The sequence below is a fragment of the Sphingomonas sp. Xoc002 genome, assembly GCF_050408055.1.
GTDB classification, from domain to species: domain Bacteria; phylum Pseudomonadota; class Alphaproteobacteria; order Sphingomonadales; family Sphingomonadaceae; genus Sphingomonas; species Sphingomonas yabuuchiae.
In genome coordinates, this window is sequence record NZ_CP191175.1 from 2,007,090 (window position 1) to 2,032,656 (window position 25,567).

The following is a 25,567-nucleotide window of genomic DNA, read 5'->3' on the forward strand; positions in this document are numbered from 1 at the left end:
TGCAATGTCTTATAAGGGCAGACGCTCCCAACCTTTTCCTCCCCTGCAAGGGGAGGGGGACCAGCGAAGCTGGTGGAGGGGTGTAACCGCTGATGGGGATACCCCTCCGTCAGCCCTTCGGGCTGCCACCTCCCCTTCCAGGGGAGGAATATGCTACGCCGCCTGTTCCCAGCGGCCCTGATCGTTCTGTTTCCAGTATCGCCGCTCGACGCCTTCCCGGTCGGCCAGTGCCTTCCATGCGGTACGCGCCTCACCGATGCGGTCGCCGTCGAAGAAGTGAAACGCCCGGTCGAAGGCCAGCGCCTCGTCGCGCCAAACGCCGTCGGCCAGCGCGACATGACGGGCGCCATTGGTCGGCTGAACCTCGCCCGCGATCAGCACCGGCTGGGCGGCATCGTCGCCCTCACCCGCCTGGGCATGGGGAAGGAAACCATCCGCCGGGATCATCCAGAGCTGCCGGTCGAGCGCGGCGCGCTGGTCCGCGTCGCCGCTGACGATCAGCAACCGGCCGCCGCCCGCCATCACCCGATCGGCGATGACGGGCAGCAGACGGTCGAGCGGTGCGATCGTCAGATGATAGAAATCAACCTGCATCGCGCCGCCCCCTACCAGACTTACGCCTCGAACCGGTCCGCGACGAACTGGTCGAGCAGGCGAACGCCGTAGCCGGTCGCGCCCTTGTCGTGATTGACGCCCGGCTTGTCCGACCAGACCATGCCCGCGATATCCAGATGCGCCCAGGCGACGCCTTCGTTGATGTAACGCTTCAGGAACTGGGCCGCAGTGATCGAACCGGCGCCGCGCGGGCCGACATTCTTCATGTCCGCGATCTGGCTGTCGATCAGCTTGTCATAGGCATCGGCCAGCGGGAAGCGCCACAGCTTCTCGCCCGTCGCGGTGCCCGCCGCCAGCAGCGATTCGGCCAGCGTGTCGTCATTGGCGAACAGGCCGCCATGCTCGCTGCCCAGGCTGATGATCATCGCGCCGGTCAGCGTGGCGAGATCGACGATGGTCGAGGGCGCATGCGTCTTCTGAACCCAGGTCAGGGCATCGCACAGGACCAGGCGGCCTTCGGCGTCGGTGTTGATGACCTCGATCGTCTGACCCGACATGGAGGTGACCACGTCACCGGGACGCTGCGCATTGCCGTCGGGCATGTTCTCGACCAGACCCATGACGCCGACGACATTGGCCTTGGCCTTGCGCGCGGCGATCGCCTTCATCGCGCCCGCGACCGCGCCAGCGCCGCCCATGTCCCACTTCATGTCTTCCATGCCGGCGGCCGGCTTGATCGAGATGCCGCCGGTGTCGAAGGTCACGCCCTTGCCGACCAGCGCCAGCGTTTCGGCGTCGGCCGCGCCGCCATTCCACTTCAGGACGAGCAGGCGGCCTTCGCGCACCGAACCCTGGCTGACGCCCAGCAGCGCGCCCATGCCCAGATCGCGCATCTGCGCCTCGTCCAGCACGGTGACTTCCAGGCCCAGGCCCTCGACGTCGTTCAGGACGCGTTCGACGAAGGTTTCCGGGTACAGCTTGTTCGGCGGCTCGGAAACGAGCGTGCGGGTCAGCTCCAGCCCGCCATTGACCGCATGGACACGCGCATAGGCCGCCTCGGCCTCGTCACCCGCGCCGACGACGCTGATACGGGTCAAGGTCGGCTTCGACGTTTCGGGCAGCTTGGTGCGGTACACGTCATGCCGCCAGCCGCGCTGCACGGCGGCACCGGCAAAGCTCGCCACCGCATCGGCGGCAGGCTTGGTCGACAGGCCGCTGAGGTCGACCGATGCCGAGGAAGCGTTGGTCAGCAGCTTGGCGGTCACCGCCCCGCCCGCCTTGCGCCAATCGGCCTCCTTGCCTTCACCGACACCCAGCAGCAGGACGCGGCGCGGCGTGCCTCCGACTGCGGCGAACAGTTCGACGATCGAACCGGCCTCTCCCTTGAAGCGCGCGGCGTCGACCGCCGCCTTGGCGAGCGCGGCCGCACCCTCCCCTTCGATCCGGCCGGTATCGACCGCATCCTTCGGGAAGGGAAGGACGAGCACGTCACCGGCTTCGACGGTGGAGGTAAAGGCGATCTGCATGGAAACCCTCTGCTGAACTGGTAACAGTTGCTATCATCTAGGCTCTTGGACCGTGGTGGCAAGCGCGCGATTGCAGCAAGCCGCCGGTGATGCGATAGGCAGGCCTTTCAAGGCGTCGCCCTGCCGGGGGAGGCTTCATCATCGTGTCGGCAAGGACGGAACAGCTATCATCGTGCGCAGAATGACGCTTCTGACCGGCAGCGCCCTGCCCTTCGCCCTGTTCATGGCCATGCCTGCCGTCGCGCAGGACCTTCAGGATCGCCCCGTCTCGCCGCCGCCCAGCGAGGGCCCGGCTCCGGCCAATCCCGATCAGGTCCGCTTCAGCGCCGACCAGCTGGAATATGACATCAACGCCGATATCGTGACGGCGACCGGCGAAGTCCGGATGCTGCGCGAGGGCGAGCGGCTGCGCGCCGACAAGGTCACGTGGAACCGCAAGACCGGAAAGGTGCTGGCCACCGGCAACATCGCCGTCACCAATCCGCAGGGCGACATCGCCTATGGCGACCAGATCGAGCTGACCGATTCGCTGAAGGACGGCGTGGTCGACAATATGCTGGTCGTGCTCGAACAGGGTGGCCGCCTGGCCGCGGTTCGCGGCACCCGCCAGCAGGACGGTACGGTCAATCTGGAACGCGCCGCCTACACCCCTTGCGCGGTCGAGACGTCGGAGGGCTGTCCCAAGGAGCCGTCCTGGAAGATCACCGCCGTCCGCGTCACCTATCGCCCCGATCGCGAGCGCGTTTACTTCAACGGCGCCAAGCTCAACCTGTTCGGCCTGCCGACCATCCCGCTGCCGCGCCTGTCCGCGCCCGTAGGCCCTGGCGGCGACAGCGGGTTCCTGACGCCCGACATCCGGCTGGACCGGGTGAACGGGGTCGAGGTCGCGGTTCCATATTACTGGCGTCTGGCCCCCAATAAGGGCCTGACCGTCACGCCGCACGTCTTCACGGCGGTTCTGCCGATGCTGGAGGCGCAGTATGAAGCGCTGACCACCAAGGGCGCGTTCCGCGTCACCGGCTATGGCACGGCCAGCCGTCGCAGCGACGACCTGAACACGCTGAACCCGACCGATACCAGCCAGGCCTTTCGCGGCTATCTGGATGCGGTCGGCCGCTATCAGTTCTCGCCGGAATGGAGCCTGTCGGGATCGATGCGGATCACCACCGACCGCACCTTCCTGCGCCGTTATGACATTTCCCGCGACGACCGGCTGCGCACCACCGCCAGCCTGGAGCATATCGACGCCAACAGCTATTTCTCGCTGACCGGCTGGTATGTCGAAACGCTGCGCGTCAACGATCCACAGGGGCAGCAGCCGATCGCGCTGCCCGAGCTCGACTATCGTCGCCGGTTCGACGACGGGCTTCTCGGCGGCAAGTTCGAGGTGCAGCTCAACACGCTGGCCATCAGCCGGACGGCGGGACAGGATACGCAGCGCGCTTTTGCCAGCATGCGCTGGGACCTGCGCCGCCTGACCAACTGGGGCCAGGAGGTGACCTTCACCGCCTATGGCCGGGCCGACGCCTATAATGCCAACAACATCGCCTCGACGCCTTTGGTCTATCAGGGGCTGGCCGGGTTCCAGGGGCGCGGCATCGGTGCGCTGGCGGTGGACGTCAAATGGCCGTTCGTCGGCGAACTCTGGGGCGGCAGCCAGCGCTTCACCCCGCGTGTGCAGATCGTCGCCAGCCCGAAGATCAAGAATATCGAAATTCCCAACGAAGACGCGCGCTCGGTCGATCTGGAGGATTCCAACCTCTTCGCGCTGAACCGCTTCCCCGGTTACGATCGATTCGAGGATTCGACGCGCATCACCTACGGCGCGCAATGGGCGCTGACCCTGCCGGGCTTCACCTTCGATACGATCGTCGGACAGAGCTTCCGCCTGAACGACCGGCCGACCATCCTCTACCCGGGCACCGGCCTGTCGGATCGCTGGTCGGATATCGTCGGGCGGACGGAGATGCGGTTCCGCGACTTCGTCTCGCTGACCCATCGCTTCCGGCTCGACAAGGACAGCTTCGCGGTGCGCCGGAACGAGATCGACGCGACGGTCGGATCGCGCACCACCTATGCGCAGGTCGGCTATCTCCGCCTGAAGCGGAACATCTTCACCTCGATCGAGGATCTGCAGGACCGCGAGGAAGTGCGTCTGGCGGGCCGGGTCCAGTTCGCCCGATTCTGGTCGGCGTTCGGATCGACCGTCATCGACCTGACCGACCGGTCGGAGGATGCACTGTCGCTGTCGAACGGCTTCGATCCGATTCGGCACCGGGTCGGCGTGCAATATGAGGATGACTGCCTGCGGCTCGGCTTCACCTGGCGGCGCGACTATGTGCAGACGGGCGACGCGCGGGCGGGCAACAGCTTTCTGTTGACTCTGGCCTTCACCAATCTCGGTCGCTAAGCCGGTATTCAGCATGGGCGAAGCATATCGCGACGGTTACGCGCCTTCGTCAGGCGCGATGGGGATCACAGACACGGTGAAGCACGACATTCGTACCAAGGGCCGCGGCATCCGCGCGGGCGCAACGCTGATGCTGGTCGCACTGGCGACCGGCGCGCTGGCGCAGACCGTTCCGGATCAGGCCGTACCGGACACCGGCGGGCTGAACATCCCCTCGAACATGCAGCTGTTCGGCAAGCTGGACCCCAATGTCCGCAAGCCGACCGCGATCGTCAACGATACGGTGCTGACGCAGACCGATATCGACCAGCGCATGGCGCTGGCCATGGCGCTGAACAATGTGAACAACCTGTCGGCCGAGGATCGCGACCGCCTGCGCATGCAGATTCTGCGTCAGCTGATCGACGAGACGTTGCAGATCCAGGAGGCCAAGACCGCCGAGATCACCGTCACGCCCGACGAGATCAACCAGGCTTATGCCCGCTTCTCGCAGCAGTTCGGCAAGACGTCCGCCGCGATGACCACCTTCCTCCGTCAGGTCGGTTCGTCCGAAAAGTCGATGCGCCGCCAGATCGAGGGTGAGCTCGCCTGGAGCCGCTATCTGCGCAAGAAGGTTGAACCGTACGTCAATGTCGGCGACGAGGAAGTGACCGCGATCCGCAATCGCCTGGAAGCCGCCAAGGGTACCGAGGAATATAACCTCAAGGAGATTTTCCTCTCCGCCAACGAGGCGACCGGGCAGCAGGTGTTCAACAACGCCCGCCAGATTATCGGCGAAATCCAGAAGGGCCAGCAACCCTTCGAATATTTCGCACGCAGCTTCTCCGAGGCCTCGACCCGCGCGGTGAACGGCGACCTGGGCTGGGTCCGCGCGGCGCAGCTGCCGCCCGAGCTTCAGGCCGCCGTGGGCCAGATGCAGGTCGGTCAGGTCGCCGGGCCGATCCAGATTCCGGGCGGCTTCTCGATCCTGTACCTGACCGACAAGCGTCAGGTCCTGACCGCCGATCCGCGCGATTCGCGCCTGTCGCTCAAGCAGTTGACGGTCAAGTTCCCGGCGGGCACCACCCAGGCGCAGGCCAGCGCACGCGCGGCCGAGTTCGCCAAGGCGACCCAGGCGATCCGCGGCTGCGGCGACGTGCAGCGTGTCGCGACCGCGCTGAAGGCCGAGGTGGTCGACAACGATCAGGTGACGATCCGCCAGCTGCCCGCACCGCTTCAGGAAATCCTGCTGAAGCTGCAGGTCGGTGAGGCGACGCCGCCCTTCGGCTCGCCGGAACAGGGCGTCCGCTCGCTGGTCCTGTGCGGCCGCGAGGAACCACGCTCGGGCAACCTGCCGACCAACGACCAGATCCAGAATCAGGTCGAGCAGCAGCGGGTGAACCTGCGCGCGAACCAGAAGATGCGCGACCTTCGTCGCGACGCGGTGATCGAATATCGCTAAGATGATCCGGCCGCTCGCGATCTCGATGGGCGACCCGGCCGGGATCGGGCCGGAGATCATCGCCAAGGCCTGGGCCGCGCGCCGGGAGGCGGGGCTGCCGCCCTTCCTCGCGGTCGGGGACTCGCGCGCGATCGCGCGGGTCTGGAACGGGCCGACCATTCGCGTCTCGGACATGGCGGCCGCGGTGGCCGCGTTCGACGAGGCACTGCCGATCCTGTCGGTCGACGATGCGGGCGAAATTCGCCCCGGCCAGCCCGATGTCGAGGGCGCACGGTGCGCGCTTCACGCGCTGGAACTGGCGGTCGGGCTGGTACGCTCGGACGCGGCCAGTGCGCTCGTAACCGGGCCGGTCAGCAAGTCGCAGCTCTATGATATCGGCTTCACCCATCCCGGCCAGACCGAGTTCGTCGCCGAACGCTGCGGCGTCGCGGGCGAGAATGCGGTGATGATGCTGGCGGGCCCATCCTTGCGGGTCGTGCCGATCACCACCCATGTTCCGCTGGCGGCGGTGTCGAGCCTGTTGTCGGTGGAGCTGATCGTCGCCAAGGGCCGTGCGACCGCGCGCGGACTGTGCAAGAATTTCGGCATCCGCGAACCCCAGCTCGTCTTTGCCGGGCTGAACCCCCATGCGGGCGAGAGCGGCGCGATCGGGCGCGAGGAAATCGACTTCATCGAACCCGCCATCGCGCAGCTTCGCGCCGAAGGGATCGACGCGACCGGCCCGTTCGCGGCCGACACGCTGTTCCATCCGCGTGCCCGTGCCCGTTACGACGCCGCGCTCTGCTGCTATCACGACCAGGCGCTCGTGCCGATCAAGACGCTGCATTTCGACGAAGGCGTCAACATCACCCTGGGCCTGCCGATCGTGCGGACCTCGCCCGATCACGGCACGGCCTTTGGCCTGGCGGGGCAGGATGCCGCGCATCCCGGTGCGATGATCGCCGCCATCGCGATGGCCGGTGACGCCGCGCAGCGTCGGGCCGAAGCGGCCGCCTGACATGGATCCCATCACGCCGCTTCCCCCCTTGCGCGACGTCATCGCGCGCCACGGCCTGTCCGCCGCCAAGTCGCTGGGTCAGAACTTCCTGTTCGATGGCCAGTTGCTGGCCCGGATTGCCGCCATCCCCGGCGATCTGACCGACAAGCCGGTGCTGGAGATCGGTCCCGGCCCCGGCGGCCTGACCCGCGCGCTGTTGATGGCGGGAGCCAAGGTCACGGCGATCGAACGCGACCGTCGCTGCATCCCCGCGCTGGCCGAACTGGCGGGAGCCTTTCCCGATAGGCTCAAGGTGATCGAGGGCGATGCCCTCCGCATCAACGCGCCTGAGCTGTTCGAGAGCAAGCCGCATATCGTCTCCAACCTGCCCTATAATGTCGGGACGCCACTGTTGGTCGGCTGGCTGTCGGGCGCGTGGCTACCCTGGTGGCAGTCCTGCACGCTGATGTTCCAGAAGGAAGTGGCGGAGCGGATCGTCGCGGCGCCCGACCAGTCCTCCTATGGCCGTCTGGCCGTGCTGACCCAATGGCGGAGCGAATCGCGGATTGCGATGCCGGTCCACCGTTCGGCCTTCACACCACCGCCGAAAGTCATGTCCGCGGTCGTGCACATCACGCCCAAGCCTGCGCCCGAGGGGGTGAGCTTCCGAACGCTGGAACGCCTGACGGCGGCCGCCTTCGGCCAGCGCCGCAAGATGCTGCGCCAGAGTTTGAAGCCGGTTACCGGGGCCGTGGAGGCGATGGAGTCCATCGGCCTCGATCCCGCCCGTCGGGCCGAAACGCTTTCGGTGGACGAGTTCGTCGCCCTCGCTCGCGCTTTGGGGTGAACTATCCTCTCCGTTTCGGGGAGGTGGCAGGCCGAAGACCTAGCGGAGGGCGCTTGCTACCAATGACGCGGGCGAGAGCAGGATGATGTCAGGTTGATCCACCCCTCCCCTGAAGGGGAGGGGCTCAACTTGGGTCAACCCTATGTCATCCCGATCTAAGCCCCCCATTGGTGAGGGGTAACAGGCTTACGGCGTCGGTGGTGTCTTGCTGTCAACCTGCGCCGTCGTCACCGGTGCGGGCGGCCCCTTGGCGATTTGCGCAGATAGCGCGGTCGCGTCGGCACAATCGGTTTTGCAGAGCGTCTTGATCTTGGCGAGATTGTCCTTGGCGCGCGCCACCGCGCCGCGCTGGACCAATGCCTCGCCCTGCCCCCGCAGCGCCCGCGTGTCGTTGGGATCGAGCAGCAAAGCTTCGCGGTACAAGCGGATCGCCTTGCCCGGAAGGCCGCGCGCATCCGCGACTTCCGCGAGCAGGATAAACGCCCCCCGATTGCGCGGATCGACCGTCACGGCCGTCTCCAGCATGTCGGTTGCGCCATCGAGATTGCCTGCCGCCTTCAGCCCACGCGCCTGTTCGAGCAACTGCATCGAGCGGGCGTCGATCTGGCTGTCCGGGCGCTGACCGCTGAGCGAAGTGGAAAGCGAAACCACCGCCAATGCGGCGGCAGCAGCCAGGGACGACAAACGCATGAGGAACTCCGGACGTGGCACTAGGCCGAATGCTAGCATGGCGCCCGGAGGCAGGCGACAAAAAAGCCGTCCGTACCATAGGTGGCGGGATCAAGCCGCTGACCCAGGCCATGCGCTGTTCCGATCCCCGGTTCGATCGGTGCGACCGACCAGCCGGGATGGCGCGACAGGAAGGCCGCGACCTGCCCGCTCCCTTCTGCATCGAGCAGCGAACAGACGATATAGACCAGCCGTCCGCCGGGCTTGACCAGACCGGCACCGATGTCCAGCACCTGCGTCTGCATCGCACCCAGACGGGCCAGCCGCTCCGGGGTCAGACGCCAGCGCGCCTCGGGATTGCGCCGCCAGGTCCCGGTTCCGGAACAGGGGGCGTCGATCAGCACGCCATCCGCCCTGGCTGCCCAGTCCGAAAGCATTTCGGCTTCGCGCCCGGGGTTGAGCAGGCGGCTCTCTATGATCGTCGCCCCGGCCCGCTCGGCTCTCGGCGCCAGTCTTTGCAGCCTGGCACGGTCGATATCGCAGGCGAGCAGCGCGCCCTGATTGTTCATCGCCGCCGCCAGCTGAAGCGTCTTGCCCCCCGCCCCGGCGCAAAGATCGATCAGCCATTCCCCCGGCTTCGCCGCCAGCGCTTCGCCGACCAGCTGGCTGCCCTCATCCTGCACCTCGACCAGCCCGGCGCGGTACAGATCGGACTGTTCGACCGGCGTTCCGTTGGGCAGGCGGATGCCCATCGGCGCATGCGGCGTCGCAGTGGCGTCAGGCCATTGCTCCAATACCGCGTCCCGGGTCGTCGCCAGGCCGTTGACCCGCAGATCGAGCGGGGCTCGATCAACCAAGGCGGCCTGCTGCCCGGCATCCAGTCCGGAGGCGGTCAGAGCCTCGACTAACCAGGCGGGAGCAACCCCGCCCTCGGCGCGCGGCTCGTCGGGCGTCATCGGCGCAGGCCCATGACCCGTTCCGTCGAACGTTGCGGCAATCGCCGGATCCTGCTCCGCCACCGCCAGCACGGCCGCACGCCCGGACGACGGCACCGGCCCGGCCTGCCGGATGGCGGCATAGACCAGCTCACGCACCGCGCGCCGATCCTTCGATCCGGCATAGCGGCGCGCGGCGAAATAGCGTGCGATCAGCGTGTCCGCCGCCGCGCCGCCGCTGGCGGCCGCGGCGACGATCTCGTCCAGCAACTCGATCGCCGCCTGGGTGCGGGCGCCGGGGGTCATGCGAAGCGCTCCGTCAGCTTAGCGGGTCGGGTAATTGGGAGCTTCCCGCGTGATCGTCACGTCATGGACGTGGCTTTCCTTAAGCCCTGCGCCGGTGATCTGGACGAACTGCGCCCGCTCGCGCAGATCCTTCAGCGTCGCCGAACCGGTATAGCCCATCGCCGCCTTGATGCCGCCGACCAGCTGATGGATGACGTCGCGCGCCGGGCCCTTGTAAGCGACCTGACCCTCGATGCCCTCGGGCACCAGCTTCATCTGGTCCTTAATGTCGCCTTGGAAGTAGCGATCCGCCGAACCACGACCCATCGCCCCGACCGAGCCCATGCCGCGATAGGACTTATAGGCGCGGCCCTGATACAGGAAGGTTTCGCCTGGCGCCTCTTCGGTGCCAGCCAGCAGCGAGCCGACCATGCAGGCGCCAGCCCCCGCCGCCAGCGCCTTGGCAAGATCGCCCGAGGTGCGCAGACCGCCATCGGCGATCACCGGCACACCGGCCTTCCAGCCTTCCTCGGCACAGTCCATGACGGCGGTCAGCTGCGGCACGCCGACACCGGCGACGACGCGCGTCGTACAGATCGAACCCGGCCCGATGCCGACCTTGACCGCATCGGCCCCCGCATCGATCAGCGCGCGGGTGGCGGCGGCGGTCGCGACGTTACCGGCGATCACCTGCACCGTGTCGGACAGCTTCTTGGCGGCCTCGACCGCGCGCGCGACGTCACGGTTATGGCCATGTGCGGTGTCGATGATGACACAGTCGACCTCGGCCTCGATCAGCGCGCGGGTGCGCTCGAAACCCTTCTCGCCGACCGTCGAGGCCGCCGCGACACGCAGGCGACCCGAGCCATCCTTGGTGGCCGACGGATAGGTGACGGCCTTTTCGATGTCCTTGACCGTGATCAGGCCGACGCAGCGATAGCTGTCGTCGACGACCAGCAGCTTCTCGATCCGGCGGGCATGGAGCAGGCGACGCGCCTCGTCCTGGCCGACGCCGACCTTGACGGTGGCCAGGTCTTCATGGGTCATCAGCTCGGAGACGGGCTGCTGCGGGTTCTCCGCGAAGCGTACGTCGCGGTTGGTCAGGATGCCAACCAGGCGACCGTCGAACTCGACGACGGGAATACCGCTGATCCGGTGCCGCGCCATCAGCGCCTGCGCCTCGGCCAGCGTCGCGGTCGGCGAGATGGTGATCGGGTTGACCACCATGCCGCTCTCGAACCGCTTGACCTGACGGACGGCGGCGACCTGCTGCTCGACGGTCAGGTTGCGGTGAAGAACGCCCATGCCGCCCAGCTGCGCCATGACGATCGCCATGTCGGCCTCGGTCACGGTGTCCATCGCCGCCGACAGGACGGGGATGTTGAGCGCGATCGAGCGGGTCAGTTGCGTCCGCGTGTCTGCGGTGCTCGGCAGAACGTCGGACTCCTGGGGTATGAGGAGCACGTCGTCGAAGGTGAGGCCGAGGCGGATATCCATGGGGCTGCCAAATCCTGCGGAGGGAACAAGTGGCGGGCCATGTAACCAAAGCAAGCCGTTCCCGCTAGGCCCTTGGTGCATCGCCATGCTAGAACACCGGCGGACCGATTATGGGGGAAGCCGTCCATGGGCCTGATTATCGCCGCGCTCGCCGTCCTGCTGGTGCTGATGTATCTGATGATGTCGATCAAGATCGTCCGCCAGGGCTATCAATACACCATCGAACATTTCGGCCGCTATACGGGCACGGCGATCCCCGGCTTCAACTTCTACCCCGCCTTTTTCTATCGTGTCGGCCGCAAGGTGAACATGATGGAGCAGGTGATCGACATTCCGGGGCAGGAGATCATCACCAAGGACAATGCGATGATCTCGACCGACGGGGTCGTCTTCTTTCAGGTGCTGGACGCGCCCAAGGCGGCCTATGAGGTGTCGGACCTCTATGTCGCGCTGCTGAACCTGGTCACGACCAATTTGCGGACCGTCATGGGTTCGATGGATCTGGACGAGACGCTGTCGAAGCGTGACGAGATCAACGCCCGCCTGCTCAACGTCGTCGATCACGCGACGACGCCTTGGGGGGTGAAGATCACCCGCGTCGAGATCAAGGACATCCGCCCGCCGGTCGACATCGTCAACGCCATGGCGCGCCAGATGAAGGCGGAACGCGAGAAGCGCGCCAATATCCTGGAGGCGGAGGGCTCGCGCGCCTCGGAAATCCTGCGCGCCGAAGGGCAGAAGCAGGCGCGCATCCTGGAGGCCGAAGGCCGTCGCGAGTCGGCGTACCGCGACTCCGAAGCCCGCGAGCGTGCCGCCGAGGCGGAGGCCAAGGCGACGCGCGTCGTGTCCGAGGCGATCGAGTCGGGCGGCACGCAGGCGATCAACTATTTCATCGCGCAAAAATATGTCGAGGCAGTCGGCAAGTTCGCGACCAGCCCCAATGCCAAGACGATCCTGTTCCCCGTCGAGGCGACCCAGCTGATCGGCACGCTGGGCGGTATCGGCGAACTGGCCAAGGAAGCGCTGGGCAGCAGCAAGTCCGACGCCGCGACCCCACGCGTTACCACCAAGCCGGGGCCGTTCGACCAGTCACCGTCATGACGATCGGAGACCTCGACGCCGCCGCACTCTGGCTGGCGGGGGCCTTGGCGCTCGGGATCGCCGAATTGCTGGTGCCGGGCGTATTCCTGATCTTCCTTGCCGTGGCCGCGGGCGTGACCGCGCTGACGACCTGGGCGCTACCGGACTTGCCGGTCGGGCTGCAACTGGCCGATTTCGCGATCTGGAGCGTGGTCTGCGTCGTCATCGGGCGGCGCTGGTATCGCGACTTTCCCGTGGAAAGCGACGCCCCCGTCCTCAACGAACCCGCCCGGCGGCTGCGCGGGCAGATCGTCACCGTCACCACCCCGATCATCGGTGGCGAGGGCCGCGCCCGGCTGGGTGACGGCGAATGGCCGGTGCGCGGGCCCGATACGGTCAGCGGGACGCGTTTACGGGTCGCGCATGTCGATGGCGGCACGCTGCTGGTCGAGCCGATCGAGCCGGAGGCCTGAACCGGCCGGTCAGCCGCGCTGCTGGGCCAGCACCTCATAGGCCATGACCGCCGTCGCCACGGCCGCGTTCAGGCTATCGGCCTTGCCCAGCATCGGAATCTTGACCAGCGTGTCACAGGCCTCGGCATATTCGGGCGGCATCCCCTGCGCCTCGTTGCCGGTCAGCAGGAAGGTCGGCGCGGTATAGCGCGCGGCGCGATAGTCCGAGTCGGTATCGAGGCTGAGCCCCACCAGCTGCCCCTGCCCCTGCCGTAGCCAGTCGAGGAAAGGCTGCCACTCGGTCCGCACGATCGGCACGGTGAACAGCGCGCCCATGCTGGCCCGCACGGCCTCGACCGAGAAGGGATCGACGCATTCGCCGATCAGGATCAGCCCCCCTGCCCCGACCGCATCGCCGGTGCGCAGGATGGTCCCCAGATTGCCCGGATCGCGCAGACGCTCGGCGACCAGCCAGATACCGGATGCATCGCGGTCCAACTCGTCGAGCGTGACGCCCAACTCCTCGAACACGCCGACGACCGCCTGCGGGTTGTCCTTGCCCGACAGCTTCGACAGGATGTCCGGCGTCGTCTCGATCGCCTCGCCCTCCGACGCTTCGACCGCCTCGATCAGGTCACGGACCAGCGGATGACCCGCCGATGGCCGGGCATAGAATAACAGGGTCGGCAGCCGCCCCGTCTCTCGCGCCTCGGTCAGAATGCGCAGGCCTTCCGCCAGGAACTGGCGGGATTGCTTGCGATGACGCTTGTCGCGCAGGTCGCGGGCCCACTTGATCAGCGGGTTGGAGTAAGCGGTAATTTCACGGGGCATCAGTCTTCGCCGAACTTCGCTTCCACCAGCGCGGCCAGCGCTTCCACCGTCTCGCCCGCGCCGTCACCCGCCGCGCTGATCGTGATGGTATCGCCCATCGCGGCGCCCAGCATCATCAGGCCCATGATCGAGGTGCCCGTCACCGTGCTGCCGTCCTTGGCCACCCGCACTTCGCAGGGCTGGGTCGAGGCGAGCGTCACGAACTTGGCGCTGGCCCGCGCATGAAGGCCCCGGCGGTTGGTGATCAGGACGGATCGCGTCTGCTCCGTCATGCGGCGGCCTCGCCCAGCACTTCGGACGCGACCGAGATATATTTCCGCCCCGCCTCGCGCGCGGCGGCGACGGCATCGACGACCTGCATCGACTTGCGCGCAGAGCCCAGCCGGATGAGCATGGGCAGATTCATTCCCGCAATCACTTCGACCCGGCCCCGCTCCATCAGCGAGATGGCGAGGTTGGAGGGCGTGCCGCCGAACAGGTCGGTCAGGACGATCACGCCGCGCCCGGCATCGACGGTGGCGATGGCGGCGGCGATGTCGGCCCGTCGCTCCTCCATGTCATCCTCCGGCCCGATCGCGATGGTGGCGATCCGCTCCTGCGGGCCGACCACATGTATCATCGCGGTCACGAACTCATCGGCGAGCCGCCCGTGCGTCACCAGAACCAGACCGATCATGTCAGACACGCATATCCATCATTGTTTGGCCGGCCTGGCTTCCAAAGAGTCTTTCGGCACGGCACCCAAATCACGATGCACCACCGTGGGGGAAAAACCGCTCTGGCGCAACCGTCCCGCGATGCGTTCGGCGACATGCACCGACCGGTGTCTCCCGCCGGTACAGCCTATCGCGATGGTGATGTAAGATTTTCCGCTCGCAATATAACGTGGCACCAGCGTGTCGAGCAGCGTCTCGATCTGCCCCACGGCCGTCTCATAGGCCGGGTCATGCCGGATATAGTCGATGACCCCCTTGTCCAAGCCGGTGCCGGGACGCAGCTCGGCCGACCAGTGCGGGTTGCGCAGGAACCGCATGTCGAAGACCAGGTCGGCGTTGCGCGGCAGCCCCTTGGAAAAGCCGAAGGACATGACCGTCAGCACCGGCTCGCTGAGGCCGTCGACCGCGTAATTGGCGCGCAGCCAGTTGCCGAGGTCATTGCTGGTCATGTTGGTCGTGTCGAGCAGACGGTCCGCCATGTCGCGGACCGGGGCCAACAGGGCGCGCTCATGCGCGATGCCGTCATCGGCGGCCCGGTCCATCGCCAGCGGATGGCGGTGCCGCGTCTCGGCATAGCGGCGCTTCAACTCCGCGCCGCCGCAATTCAGGAACAGCGTCTCGATGGCCAGATTGGGGCGCTCGTTCAGACGCCGAATGCTCTGGGTGATCTGGTCGGGTGCGAAGTCGCGGGTCCGCACGCCGATGCTGATCGCCAGCGGCCGGTTCTTGCCCTCCATGCCCTGGGGCGGCGCGGCCTCCAGCAGACCGTTCAGCAGGAAGAGCGGCAGATTGTCGACCACCTCCCAGCCCAGGTCTTCCAGCGTCTTGAGCGTGGTCGAAGTGCCGGCCCCGGACATGCCGGTCACCAGCAAGATGCGTTTTCGGTCCATTACGGGCATTCCTTGAGGCGAGACGCCAGCAACTCGACCTTGATCGGGGCCGAAGCGGGACGCGGATTAAGCCTGTATATTGGGAGTGAGACGCCCGCGATCACGGTCTGTCGTGCCTCGGGCAGACGTTCTTCGGTATCCGGGTCGACATGCAGTTCGACGACGAGGTCGATGGTCGCGCTGGCCCGGTACGGATAAGGCAGGATGCCGACGCCGCGAACCTCGATCAGTCCGGCGATCCGCTCCGGCACGGTGACATGCAGAGTACCGTCCCTGGCCGTTGCCTCGACATAATCGTCCCCGATCAGCGCCGCTCCCCGGTCGATCAACCGCAGCGCCAGATCGGATTTTCCGGTTCCCGACGGTCCGCGCAGCATCACCCCGATGCCGCCGATCGTCACGCAGGTGGCATGGATGAGCTCGCCCATCAGACGATCGCAGCCAGCGGCAGGCGCACCACGAAGCGTGCTCCGCTCATCCGGTCCTCGCGCGACTCGACATGGATGCGCCCCTGATGCGCCTCGACGATCGTCCGGGCGATGGCGAGGCCCAGCCCGGAATGGCGTCCGAAATTCTCCGAGCTCGGCCGTATCGAATGGAAGCGGCGGAAGATCGCCTCGCGCGCTTCCTCGGGCACGCCCGGCCCCTCGTCCTCGACCCGCACGACCCAATCGTCCGGTTCGCCCGCAAGGCTGATCGCGACCACCGCCTCGTCGGGGGAAAAGGATAGGGCATTGTCGATCAGGTTCTCGAACACCCGCTCCAACCGTGCTCCTTCGCCGGATACCATCGCCGGGCCGGGCTCGGTCGAGTCGAAACGGAGGCGGATGCCCCGTTCGACCCCGCGTGCCTCGCGCTGCGCGATCAACCCGGCGAGAAGCGCATTCAGATCGACGGGATCGAATTTGGCCCGGCTCAGCTGGGCATCGAGCCGGGAGGCGTCGGAAATGTCGGTGATCAGCCGATCGAGGCGCCGCACATCGTCGCGAACGATCGCCAGCAACTGCGCCTGGAGGTCCGGGTCGTGGACCGTCTCTAGCGTGTCGACGGCGGAGCGGAGCGAAGCGAGCGGGTTCTTCAACTCGTGCGTCACGTCCGCCGCAAAGGCCTCGGTCGCGTCGATCCGGGCACGCAGCGCCAGGCTCATGTCGGAAAGCGCGCGGGCCAGCATCCCCAGTTCGTCGCGACGATCGGGCAGGCGCGGCACCACGACCTCCCGCGCCCGGCCCAGCCGAACCCGCACCGCAGCGCGTGCCAGCCGCCGCAACGGGCGGACGATGGTGCGCGCCAGGAACAGCGACAACAGCACCGAAATCAGCGCCACCAGCGCCAGCAACACGCTCAACCGAAACCGTTCGATCCGAACCGTCTCGGTGATGAAGCGCGCATTCTCGGTCGCCATGAGCGCCCCGCCGCTCGGCAACGGCGCAGCGGCGGTGATGACCGGCGTGCGATCGGGCGCACGCCAGACCGAGGCGGAGACACGTCCGTCCCGCGCCGCACGGACGTCCGGCCATTCGGCACCGCCGCGACGCTCACGATAGAGCGGCGGCCGGGCGGCGCCGACCACGGTGTCGATCCCCGCATCCAGGAAGCGGGCGATCGCCTGCCCCCAATCCTGCTTGTCCGGATCGCGGAGCACGACGTTGCGCACGCCCAGCGCCCGGCTGTCGGCGACCAGTCGCCCGGCGGCATCGAACAGCCGGATGCGCCCGCCCGTGTCGCGCGCCAGCCGGACGACCAGCAGGTCGCGTTCCTCGCTGCGTACCGAACTCAGCGCCTCGCCCATCAGCCGCACTTCGCGGAGCGACTGGGCCTCCCGGTTGTCGAGCAATCGGGCACGATAGGAATCGAGATAGAAAAAACCGCCCGCCAGCAGCAGCAGCGCAAAGATGTTGAGCGCCAGAATCCGCTGGGTCAGCGAAATCTGGCCCGACCAGCGCAACGCCAGGTCGGGGGCTTCACTCCTCGGAGAATCGGTAACCGGCGCCATAGAGCGTCTCGATGGCGTCGAATTCGGGGTCTACCTGACGGAATTTGCGGCGCAGGCGCTTGATATGGCTGTCGATCGTGCGGTCGTCGACATAGATGTCGTCCTGATAGGCCGCATCCATCAGCTGGTTGCGGGTGCGCACGATTCCGGGTCGCTGCGCCAGCGTCTCCAGGATCAGGAACTCGGTGACGGTCAGCGTGACTGGCTCTCCCTTCCACGTCACACGATGCCGCGCCGGGTCCATGGCAAGTCGTCCACGCGTCAGCGGCCCCTGCACATCGGCGGCGGGCGTGCCCTGCGGCGCACCGACATATTCCGACCGGCGCAGGATCGCCCGGATGCGGGCGATCAGCAGCCGCTGCGAAAAGGGCTTGGCGATGTAATCGTCCGCGCCCATCGCCAGACCCAGCGCCTCATCCAGCTCATCGTCCTTGCTGGTCAGGAAGATGACGGGAATCTGGCTCTTCTCACGCAAGCGGCGGAGCAGCTCCAGCCCATCCATGCGCGGCATCTTGATGTCGAAGATCGCCAGGTCGGGCGGGTTGTCGATCAACGCCTTCAGCGCCGCCTCGCCGTCCGCATAGACGCGCGTCACGAAACCCTCGGCCTGTAGCGCGATCGATACCGAGGTCAGGATGTTCCGGTCGTCATCGACCAGCGCAATGGTGGCCGTCATGCGACCGCTCCCGGACCCGTGTCATGCGAAAAGACCGCCATGGCCCTCGGTTAAGCCAAAGTGAGACACGGCTCAACCATCTTCGCCATACAGCGTGTTTGACGTGTTAAACAAATGGCGTATGGGACGATCCAACGCATACGTATTCGCGTGCGGTGAAACAGCGCCGGGCCGTCAGGACCCGCCGCCTTGGGGAACGAGGAAGCTCTTATGAACGAACGGATTCCGGAGATCGGTCTGCAGGCCCAGGGGATCGAGACCCGTGCCACCCTGCATTGGAACCTCGTCACCGCACGGCTGATCGAAACCGCCGTCGCGCGCGGTGAGGGCAAGCTGTCGGCCGACGGTCCGCTGGTCGTCGAGACGGGCGAGCACACCGGCCGTTCGGCGCAGGACAAGTTCATGGTCCGCGACGACACGACCCGCGACACCGTCTGGTGGGGCAAGACCAACAAGCCGATGAGCCCGGACGATTTCGCCGCGCTGAAGGCCGATTTCTTCGCCGCGCTTGGCCAGAAGGAAGACCTGTTCGTCCAGGACCTGTATGGCGGATCGCAGCCCGAGCACCGCGTCCGCGTGCGCGTCGTGACCGAGCTGGCCTGGCACAATCTGTTCATCCGCACGATGCTCGTTCGTCCCGAAGAGCATGAGCTGCGCAAGTTCGCCGCCGAATACACCATCATCGATCTGCCCAGCTTCCGCGCCGACCCCGCGCGTCATGGCTGCCGCTCTTCGACGGTAATCGCGGTCAACATGACCGAGAAGCTGATCCTGATCGGCGGCACGCGTTATGCGGGCGAAATGAAGAAGTCGGTCTTCGGCCTGCTCAACTATCTGCTGCCGACCACCGGCGTGATGCCGATGCACTGTTCGGCGAACATGGGCGCGGACGGCTCGACGGCCGTGTTCTTCGGCCTGTCGGGCACCGGCAAGACGACCCTGTCGGCCGATGCCAGCCGGACGCTGATCGGCGATGACGAGCATGGCTGGTCGGACACGGCGGTCTTCAATTTCGAGGGCGGCTGCTACGCCAAGATGATCCGCCTGTCGCCCGAGGCCGAGCCGGAGATCTTCGCGACCACCAAGCGCTTCGGCACGGTGCTGGAGAATGTCGTCATGGACCCGGTCACGCGCCAGCTCGACCTGAACGACAATAGCTTGGCCGAGAACAGCCGGGGTGCCTATCCGATCGACTTCATCCCCAATGCGTCGAAGGACAATATGGGAGGCGTACCGCGCAACATCGTGATGCTGACGGCGGACGCCTATGGCATCCTGCCGCCGATCGCCAAGCTGACGCCCGAACAGGCCATGTATCACTTCCTTTCAGGCTATACCGCGCGCGTGGCGGGTACCGAGATCGGCGTGACCGAGCCGGATGCGACCTTCTCGACCTGTTTCGGCGCGCCGTTCATGCCCCGCCATCCCTCGGTCTACGGCAATCTGCTGAAGGAGCGGATCGCCAAGGGCGGGGTCGATTGCTGGCTGGTCAACACCGGCTGGACCGGCGGCAAGTATGGCGTCGGCAACCGTATGCCGATCAAGGCGACCCGCGCGCTGCTCAACGCCGCGCTCGACGGCAGCCTGAACCAGGTCGAGTTCCGGACCGACCCGAATTTCGGCTTCCAGGTTCCGGTATCGGTGCCCGGCGTCGATGCAGCGATCCTGAACCCGCGCGACACCTGGGCGGACAAGACCGCCTATGACGCGACGGCCGCCAAGCTGGTCGGCCTGTTCAACGAGAACTTCAAGCAGTTCGCCGACCATGTCGACGAGGGCGTTCGCGCGGCGGCGCCGAAGGGTAAGGTTGCGGCCTGATGGATCGGGGAGGCGTTCTTAAGGGACGCCTCCCCGTCATTTGAAACTGGTATCCCAGGTTATCGCGAGATGATCGCCAACCCGGCAACCGCCCCCGCGAAATTTGGGATTTAGGGGCAATCGACAGCTATGCTGCCTGCACTTCCCTCTCCCCTGGATAGGGGAGAGGGTTAGCGGAGCTTGCCAGCCTGCTGGCTAGCGCAGCTTGGGTGAGGGGTTGAGCGAGCCTTTGGCTCGCGCGCTCGCAGAGCGAGCGCAACACCCCTCACCCAGCTTCGACTAGGCCTTTGCTTTCGCAAAGACCAAGTCTGCGCAACCCTCTCCCCTCTATGAGGGGCGAGGGGAAAGAATGTCGATCAGATTGACGGAAAAACCCTACTCCGCCTCCGCCTCGGTTAGATCCGCCACCGGCAGCAGCTTGGTCAGTGGACGCACCGCCTGTTCGCCGATCGGTGGCGAGTCGATGCTCTTGCCGCCGGTGTCGATATTCAACGCCTCGAAGCGTCGCGCGCTGGTCAGCACCTGGCTCTCCAGGCTGCCGACAAAGGCGTTGTAGGCCGTCATCGCGGTATCGAGGTTCTTGCCCAGCTTCGACACATGGCCGCCCATCACGGCAAGACGTGCATAGAGTTCCTTGCCCAGCGCCCCGATCTGCCGCGCTTCCTGCGCCAGCTTTTCCTGCCGCCAGACCGCCGCGACCGTCCGCGCGATCGCGATCAGATTGGTGGGCGTCGCCAGCAGCACACGCTTGTCGAACGCGAAATCCCACAGCGTCGGGTCATTCTCCAGCGCCGCCGACAGGAAATGCTCGCCGGGGACGAACATGATGACATAGTCCGGCGCGTCCTCGAACTGGTTCCAATAGCTCTTGTTGCCCAGGCCGTTGACGTGCGCGCGCATCGCGGCGGCATGGCGGGCCAGCCCCAACTGCCGCTCGGGCTCATCGACCGCGCCAAAGGCATCCTGATAGTCGTTGAGCGACACCTTGGCATCGATCACCAGTGCCTTGCCGCCCGGCACGCGCACGATCGCGTCGGGGCGCAGGCGACCGCCCTCGCCGTCATCGACGCTGACCTCGGTCTGGAAATCGGCATGTTCGGACAGACCGCAGCTCTCCAGCACGTTGCGAAGCTGCTGCTCGCCCCAACGCCCGCGCGCCTTGGGAGCGTTGCGCAGCGCATTGACCAGCTTGGCCGCCTCACCCGAGACGCGCTCCTGGCCGATCCGCATCGCCTCGATCTGACCCTTCAATTCGCCGAACGCATCGCGGCGCTCGTCCTCGACCTTGCGCACCCCTTCCTCATAGCGCTGGAGCCGCTGGTGAACGGGATCGAGCAGGGCCTTGAGCGTCTGGCCGGAGGCCTCTTCCGACTGGCGGAAGCGCGCCTCGGCGCGTTCCAGAAACTGGCGCTGGGCGACTTCCAGTGCCCGAGCAGCGGCCTCGCCAAACTGGGCGTTGATCTGTTCGCGGGCCTGCCCCAGCGCCTCCAGCGTCTGGGCATAGGCCGTTTCGCGCTCCTGCGCGCGAGCCCGCAATTCGGCCAGCTCGCGATGCGCGGCGTTGCGCTCGGCTTCGACGGCGTCGCGTGCCGCCCGGATGACATCGAGATCGGCGGCGCGGCCGCGCAGTTCGGCCAGCGCCTGAAGCGCCTCGCTCCGTTCGCGCTCGGCGGCGTCGCGGGCGGCGCGCAGCGGCTCCACTTCCCCCGCACGGGTCCTGGCGGTCGCCAGTTCGGCGGCCAGGCCATCGGCCTTTCGCCGCGCGGCCAGCCAGCCGACCACGCCCCCCAGCAACAGGGCGAGCAGGGCAACGGCGATCAATTCGGGCATTTCGACAACCTGTCAGACTGAGGGACAGGGCGGAACATAGAACGAACGAAGCCGGTCGAACAAGGTCATTCGACCGGCCGAGCCGGGAAAGGTCAGCCCTTGCGCATCTTGTTCAGCTTGCGCATCAGCATGTCGCGCTTCAACCGGCTGACATGATCGATGAACAGCACGCCGTTCAGGTGATCGATCTCATGCTGCATGCAGGTCGCGAGCAAGCCGTCGAGCTCCGCCTCATGCCCCTCGCCCTTTTCGTCCAGCCACTTCACGCGGCAGGAGGCGGGCCGCTTCACCTCGGCATATTGCTCGGGGATCGACAGGCAGCCCTCGTTATAGGTGGACAGCTCGTCGCTGACCGACAGGACTTCCGGGTTGATATAGGCCTTGGGGTTCTTGACCGGCTTGCCTTCCTCATCCTCTTCCTCCTGAAGGTCGATGACGAGAATGCGCTGATCGACGCCGACTTGAATCGCGGCAAGGCCGATGCCGTGCGCGTCGTACATCGTCTCGATCATGTCGGACACGAGCTGGCGGACGGTGTCGTCCACCGTCTCGACAGGCTTGGAGACGAGACGCAGGCGGGGGTCGGGAATTTCGACGATCGGAAGAATGGCCATGACGATTTCGCTACGGTCAGCGACCCGAACCGTCAAGCCAGCGGATCAGACCACCGGCCGCCGGGCGCGCAACGCCTGGGCCAGCGTGCCTTCATCCAGATAGTCCAGTTCGCCACCGACCGGCAGGCCATGGGCGAGCTGGGTCACGCGCACCGGGAAACGCTCGATTCGCTCGGCGATATAATGGGCGGTGGTCTGCCCCTCCAGCGTCGCGTTCATGGCCAGGACGACCTCGTCGACGCCGCCACCCTCGATCCGGCGAACCAGCGCGTCGATGGTCAGGTCTTCGGGCCGCACGCCCTCCAGCGCCGAGAGCCGCCCGCCCAGCACATGGAAACGCCCCGGAAACAGCCGCGACCGCTCCAGCGCCCAGAGGTCGGCGACCTCCTCCACCACGCACAGCGCGCCCGCGTCTCGCCTGGGGTCGGCACAGATCGCGCACGGATTGGCGGTGTCGATATTGCCACAGGTCGAGCAGGTCTCCAGCCGCTCCTCCACCGCCCCCAGCGCGGTCAGCAGCGGCACCAGCGCCGCCTCCCGCTTTTTCAGCAGGTGCAGGACCGCGCGGCGAGCCGATCGGGGGCCAAGGCCAGGAATACGCGCCAGCGCCTGGGTGAGCGCCTCGATCTCGGGGGATGCCATGTGTGAACAGATAGGGGGTTGCGCGCCGTCCCGCCAGCGCAGAGAGGCGTTGCCATGCGGATCATCTTCATGGGTACGCCGGGCTTTGCCGTCCCGGTTCTGCAAGCGCTGGTCGAGGCCGGGCATCAGGTCGTCGCCAGCTATAGCCAGCCGCCGCGTCCCGGCGGGCGGCGCGGGCGGCAGCTGGTCCCCTCGCCTGTGCAGCAGACGGCGGAAGGTCTGGGCATAACGGTGATGACGCCGGTGTCTCTGCGCTCGGCAGAGGAGCAGGCTCGGTTTGCCGCGCTGGAGGCCGATATCGCGGTGGTCGCGGCCTATGGGCTGATCCTGCCGCAGGCGATCCTCGACGCGCCGCGCCTAGGGTGCTTGAACGTCCATGGCTCGCTGCTTCCGCGCTGGCGCGGCGCGGCCCCCATCCAGCGTGCGATCCTGGCGGGCGATGTCGTGACGGGCGTAGGCATCATGCAGATGGAGGCGGGCCTCGACACCGGACCGGTCCGGCTGGAAGGATCGACGCCGATCGGACGCAAGACGACGGGCGACTTGACCGACGAACTGGCGACGATGGGGGCCGAGCTGATGGTCAAGGTCCTGGCCGACCCGGAACGCTATCCGGCGCGGCCCCAGCCTGCCGAGGGTGTCACCTATGCCGCCAAGATCGACAAGGCCGAGACGCGGCTGGATTTCGCCAGGAGCGCGGTCGAGCTGGAGCGGCAGGTCCGCGCCTTTCATCCCGCCCCCGGTGCGTGGTTCGAATATCAGGGTGAGCGGATCAAGCTGCTGTTGGCCGAGCCGGACGACGGCCATGGTGCCCCCGGCGAGGTTCTGGACGACCGGCTGACCATCGCCTGCGGCGAAGGCGCGCTCCGGCCGGTCAGCGTCCAGCGGGCCGGGCGTGGCGTATCGAGCGCCGACGATCTGCTGCGCGGCTTTGCCATCCCGGCGGGGACGCGGCTTTGACGCGATTTGCGCTGACGGTCGAATTTGACGGGCGGCCCTTCATGGGCTGGCAGCGCCAGTCGCATGGCCCCAGCGTTCAGCAGGCGCTGGAGGATGCCGTCCATGCCGTCACCGGCGAGCGCACTGCGGTTCACGCCGCCGGACGGACCGATGCGGGCGTGCACGGTCTGGCGATGCGCGCGCATGTGGACATCGCCAAGGTCATCGCCCCCTTCCGCCTGATGGAGGCGATCAACGCGCGGATCAGGCCGAACCCGGTCGCGGTGCTGAATTGCTTGACGGTGCCGGACGACTGGCATGCGCGCTTTTCGTGCATCCGGCGATCCTATGAATATCGCATCGTCAATCGCCGCGCGCCGCTGACCCATGAAACCGGATTGGCGTGGCAGGTGCCGCAGCCGCTCGACGAAGCCGCCATGGCGGACGCCGCCGCGCGGCTGGTCGGGCGGCATGACTTCACGACCTTCCGCTCGGTTCATTGCCAGGCGGACAGTCCGGTGCGGACGCTCGACCTGCTGTCGGTCGAGCGGGTCGATACACGGCTGTACATCCGCGCCGCCGCGCGGTCCTTCCTGCATCACCAGGTGCGGTCGATGGTCGGGTGCCTGGCACTGGTCGGCATGGGCCGCTGGTCACCCGGCGATGTCGAAGCGGCGCTGAACGCCCGCGACCGCGCGCAGCTGGGGCTGAACGCGCCGTCGGACGGGCTGTTCTTCGTCGCGGCGGATTATCCGGACGAAGGCTGACGCGAGAAACGGGCCGCCAGTTCGACATGGGTCGACCAGCGGAACTGGCCCACCGGCTGCACCCAGTCGAGCTGCCACCCCTGATCGACCATCGCCTTGGCATCGCGCGCGAAACTGGACGGATTGCACGAGACATAGGCGACCGCGCGCACCTCGGCGCTGGCCAGCGCATCGGCCTGATCCCGCGCGCCTGCACGCGGCGGATCGAGCACGATGGCGTCGAACCGGTCCAGCTCCGCCTTGGTCAGCGGGCGGCGGTACAGGTCGCGATGCTCTGCAAAGACCATCTTTCCTGCGCTATTCGCCGCACCCTTCAGCGACAGGATAGCATCGCGCGCGCCCTCGGCGGCATAGACCTTGCCCGGCAGCGCCAGCGCGAAGGTGCCGAGCCCGGCGAACAGGTCTGCGGTGGTGCGGGGATTGCCCACCGCCTCACGCACGGCGGCGACCAGAGCCGCCTCGCCATCGGCGGTCGCCTGTAGGAAGGCGCCGGGCGGCAGGGGAACCCCGACACCGCCCAAAGTGATCGTCACGGGCTCGGGCTCCCATCGCGTTTCCGCGCCCAGGCCGTCATCGACCGAGAAACGTGCAACGCCGTGCCGCTGGCAGAAGGCGATGATCGTCTCGGCCGCTTCCAGCCCGTCGGGTGAGAAGCTGGTGACGAGGATGTCCGCGCCCTGATCGGCCAGCGCCAGATGGACGTCGCCGCGGCGCTTGAACCCCAGCCGCTGGAGCAAAGCACGAAGCGGGGCGACCAGCGCGAACAGCGTGGGGTGAAGGATATGGCATTCGGCCATGTCGACGATGGCGTGGCTCTTTTCCTCCGAAAAGCCGATCAGCACGCGTCCGCCCTTTGCCTCAGCATGGAGGGTCGCGCGACGGCGGCTGTGCGAGGGCGAGCAATGCGCGGGGCGCAGCGGCGCGGTCAGGCCCTGCGCGTCGAGCGCGGAGGCGATGCGGTCGGTGACGAACCCGGCATAACTTTCGTCATCGAGATGCTGGAGCTGGCACCCGCCGCAGCGCGGGAAATGGCCGCAGGGCGGGGTCTGGTGATGCGGGCCGGGCATGACGGTGCCGTCGGCCGACAGGGTGTCGCCGGGTGCGGCAAAGGCGGCGTGGCGGCCGGTCGCGGTCACGCCGTCGCCCCGGGCGGCGACGCGGATGATGGTATCGCTCAT

At 66.9% G+C, this 25,567-nt stretch carries 25 protein-coding genes; 9 read left to right on the forward strand and 16 right to left on the reverse strand.

The features are described from left to right. Positions 1–153: 153 nt before the first annotated feature. Positions 154–594 (reverse strand): DNA polymerase III subunit chi, encoded by a 441-nt coding sequence (locus tag ACQR50_RS08895; RefSeq protein WP_056434871.1) that lies wholly within the window; start codon positions 592–594, stop codon positions 154–156. A gap of 20 nt (positions 595–614) precedes the next feature. Continuing rightward, on the reverse strand, positions 615–2,081 hold the full coding sequence (locus tag ACQR50_RS08900) for a leucyl aminopeptidase (protein WP_428968019.1): 1,467 nt from the start codon (positions 2,079–2,081) through the stop codon (positions 615–617). Positions 2,082–2,262: 181 nt separating this feature from the next. Here ACQR50_RS08900 and ACQR50_RS08905 point away from each other — a divergent pair, with 181 nt between their 5' ends. The 4 genes from ACQR50_RS08905 to rsmA are packed head-to-tail and all read left to right on the forward strand — an operon-like array spanning position 2,263 to position 7,755. Continuing rightward, entirely contained in the window at positions 2,263–4,491 is a 2,229-nt protein-coding gene (locus ACQR50_RS08905) for an LPS-assembly protein LptD (protein WP_428968020.1), read from the forward strand. Between the two features lie 58 nt (positions 4,492–4,549). Next, positions 4,550–5,932 (forward strand): peptidylprolyl isomerase, encoded by a 1,383-nt coding sequence (locus ACQR50_RS08910; protein WP_428968021.1) that lies wholly within the window; start codon positions 4,550–4,552, stop codon positions 5,930–5,932. A 1-nt stretch (position 5,933) separates the two neighbouring features. Next, positions 5,934–6,929 carry a 4-hydroxythreonine-4-phosphate dehydrogenase PdxA gene (pdxA, locus tag ACQR50_RS08915; protein ID WP_428968022.1) on the forward strand — a complete coding sequence of 332 codons (996 nt, stop codon included), beginning with the start codon at positions 5,934–5,936 and terminating at the stop codon, positions 6,927–6,929. A gap of 1 nt (position 6,930) precedes the next feature. Beyond that, entirely contained in the window at positions 6,931–7,755 is an 825-nt protein-coding gene (gene rsmA, locus ACQR50_RS08920; protein WP_428968023.1) for a 16S rRNA (adenine(1518)-N(6)/adenine(1519)-N(6))-dimethyltransferase RsmA, read from the forward strand. Positions 7,756–7,941: 186 nt separating this feature from the next. Here rsmA and ACQR50_RS08925 read toward each other — a convergent pair whose 3' ends face one another. From ACQR50_RS08925 to guaB, 3 genes are read right to left on the reverse strand one after another with little or no spacing between them, the layout of a single operon-like run. Continuing rightward, positions 7,942–8,445 carry a tetratricopeptide repeat protein gene (locus ACQR50_RS08925; RefSeq protein WP_428968024.1) on the reverse strand — a complete coding sequence of 168 codons (504 nt, stop codon included), beginning with the start codon at positions 8,443–8,445 and terminating at the stop codon, positions 7,942–7,944. Positions 8,446–8,477: 32 nt separating this feature from the next. Further along, entirely contained in the window at positions 8,478–9,665 is a 1,188-nt protein-coding gene (locus tag ACQR50_RS08930; RefSeq protein WP_428968025.1) for an RsmB/NOP family class I SAM-dependent RNA methyltransferase, read from the reverse strand. Between the two features lie 18 nt (positions 9,666–9,683). Further along, a complete protein-coding gene (gene guaB / locus ACQR50_RS08935) occupies positions 9,684–11,141 on the reverse strand; it encodes an IMP dehydrogenase (RefSeq protein WP_076716391.1) in 1,458 nt (485 codons plus the stop codon). A 126-nt stretch (positions 11,142–11,267) separates the two neighbouring features. Here guaB and ACQR50_RS08940 point away from each other — a divergent pair, with 126 nt between their 5' ends. Together ACQR50_RS08940 and ACQR50_RS08945 are read left to right on the forward strand one after the other, a co-directional pair. Further along, positions 11,268–12,242, forward strand: coding sequence for an SPFH domain-containing protein (locus ACQR50_RS08940; RefSeq protein ID WP_428968026.1), 975 nt, complete (start codon positions 11,268–11,270; stop codon positions 12,240–12,242). Next, positions 12,239–12,694 carry an NfeD family protein gene (locus tag ACQR50_RS08945; protein ID WP_428968027.1) on the forward strand — a complete coding sequence of 152 codons (456 nt, stop codon included), beginning with the start codon at positions 12,239–12,241 and terminating at the stop codon, positions 12,692–12,694. Before ACQR50_RS08940 ends, ACQR50_RS08945 begins: the two co-directional genes overlap by 4 nt. 9 nt (positions 12,695–12,703) lie before the next feature. Here the strand turns inward: ACQR50_RS08945 and ACQR50_RS08950 are convergent, their stop codons facing one another. From ACQR50_RS08950 to ACQR50_RS08980, 7 genes are read right to left on the reverse strand one after another with little or no spacing between them, the layout of a single operon-like run. Beyond that, positions 12,704–13,504, reverse strand: a complete 801-nt coding sequence (locus ACQR50_RS08950) for a TrmH family RNA methyltransferase (protein ID WP_428968028.1) — start codon at positions 13,502–13,504, stop codon at positions 12,704–12,706. Next, positions 13,504–13,776 (reverse strand): HPr family phosphocarrier protein, encoded by a 273-nt coding sequence (locus ACQR50_RS08955; RefSeq protein WP_056434862.1) that lies wholly within the window; start codon positions 13,774–13,776, stop codon positions 13,504–13,506. The genes ACQR50_RS08950 and ACQR50_RS08955 overlap by 1 nt, the downstream gene beginning before the upstream one ends. Further along, the gene (locus ACQR50_RS08960; protein WP_042482384.1) at positions 13,773–14,180 is read right to left on the reverse strand and encodes a PTS sugar transporter subunit IIA; all 408 of its coding nucleotides are present in this window, start codon (positions 14,178–14,180) and stop codon (positions 13,773–13,775) included. The genes ACQR50_RS08955 and ACQR50_RS08960 overlap by 4 nt, the downstream gene beginning before the upstream one ends. 18 nt (positions 14,181–14,198) lie before the next feature. After that, positions 14,199–15,110 (reverse strand): RNase adapter RapZ, encoded by a 912-nt coding sequence (rapZ, locus tag ACQR50_RS08965; RefSeq protein ID WP_428968029.1) that lies wholly within the window; start codon positions 15,108–15,110, stop codon positions 14,199–14,201. Continuing rightward, positions 15,110–15,538, reverse strand: a complete 429-nt coding sequence (locus ACQR50_RS08970) for an HPr kinase/phosphorylase (RefSeq protein ID WP_428968030.1) — start codon at positions 15,536–15,538, stop codon at positions 15,110–15,112. Before ACQR50_RS08970 ends, rapZ begins: the two co-directional genes overlap by 1 nt. Continuing rightward, positions 15,538–17,103 carry a sensor histidine kinase gene (locus tag ACQR50_RS08975; RefSeq protein WP_076716401.1) on the reverse strand — a complete coding sequence of 522 codons (1,566 nt, stop codon included), beginning with the start codon at positions 17,101–17,103 and terminating at the stop codon, positions 15,538–15,540. Before ACQR50_RS08975 ends, ACQR50_RS08970 begins: the two co-directional genes overlap by 1 nt. Continuing rightward, positions 17,072–17,779: a response regulator gene (locus tag ACQR50_RS08980; RefSeq protein WP_428968031.1), complete on the reverse strand. Its 708-nt coding sequence runs from the start codon at positions 17,777–17,779 to the stop codon at positions 17,072–17,074. The genes ACQR50_RS08975 and ACQR50_RS08980 overlap by 32 nt, the downstream gene beginning before the upstream one ends. Positions 17,780–17,989: 210 nt before the next feature. On the opposite strand from ACQR50_RS08980, the gene ACQR50_RS08985 reads away from it, so the two are divergent. Continuing rightward, positions 17,990–19,597 carry a phosphoenolpyruvate carboxykinase gene (locus tag ACQR50_RS08985; RefSeq protein ID WP_428968032.1) on the forward strand — a complete coding sequence of 536 codons (1,608 nt, stop codon included), beginning with the start codon at positions 17,990–17,992 and terminating at the stop codon, positions 19,595–19,597. A gap of 375 nt (positions 19,598–19,972) precedes the next feature. On the opposite strand, the gene rmuC is transcribed toward ACQR50_RS08985, so the two are convergent. From rmuC to recR, 3 genes are all read right to left on the reverse strand, one after another. Further along, positions 19,973–21,427: a DNA recombination protein RmuC gene (rmuC, locus tag ACQR50_RS08990; RefSeq protein WP_428968033.1), complete on the reverse strand. Its 1,455-nt coding sequence runs from the start codon at positions 21,425–21,427 to the stop codon at positions 19,973–19,975. A 92-nt stretch (positions 21,428–21,519) separates the two neighbouring features. Further along, on the reverse strand, positions 21,520–22,041 hold the full coding sequence (def, locus tag ACQR50_RS08995) for a peptide deformylase (RefSeq protein ID WP_428968034.1): 522 nt from the start codon (positions 22,039–22,041) through the stop codon (positions 21,520–21,522). Positions 22,042–22,086: 45 nt separating this feature from the next. Then, a complete protein-coding gene (recR, locus tag ACQR50_RS09000; RefSeq protein ID WP_058744229.1) occupies positions 22,087–22,683 on the reverse strand; it encodes a recombination mediator RecR in 597 nt (198 codons plus the stop codon). A 54-nt stretch (positions 22,684–22,737) separates the two neighbouring features. On the opposite strand from recR, the gene fmt reads away from it, so the two are divergent. Both fmt and truA read left to right on the forward strand, forming a co-directional pair. Then, on the forward strand, positions 22,738–23,643 hold the full coding sequence (gene fmt, locus ACQR50_RS09005) for a methionyl-tRNA formyltransferase (protein ID WP_428968035.1): 906 nt from the start codon (positions 22,738–22,740) through the stop codon (positions 23,641–23,643). Then, positions 23,640–24,389: a tRNA pseudouridine(38-40) synthase TruA gene (truA, locus tag ACQR50_RS09010; protein WP_428968036.1), complete on the forward strand. Its 750-nt coding sequence runs from the start codon at positions 23,640–23,642 to the stop codon at positions 24,387–24,389. The genes fmt and truA overlap by 4 nt, the downstream gene beginning before the upstream one ends. On the opposite strand, the gene ACQR50_RS09015 is transcribed toward truA, so the two are convergent. Beyond that, the gene (locus tag ACQR50_RS09015) at positions 24,371–25,567 is read right to left on the reverse strand and encodes a class I SAM-dependent RNA methyltransferase (protein WP_428968037.1); all 1,197 of its coding nucleotides are present in this window, start codon (positions 25,565–25,567) and stop codon (positions 24,371–24,373) included. The genes truA and ACQR50_RS09015 overlap by 19 nt on opposite strands.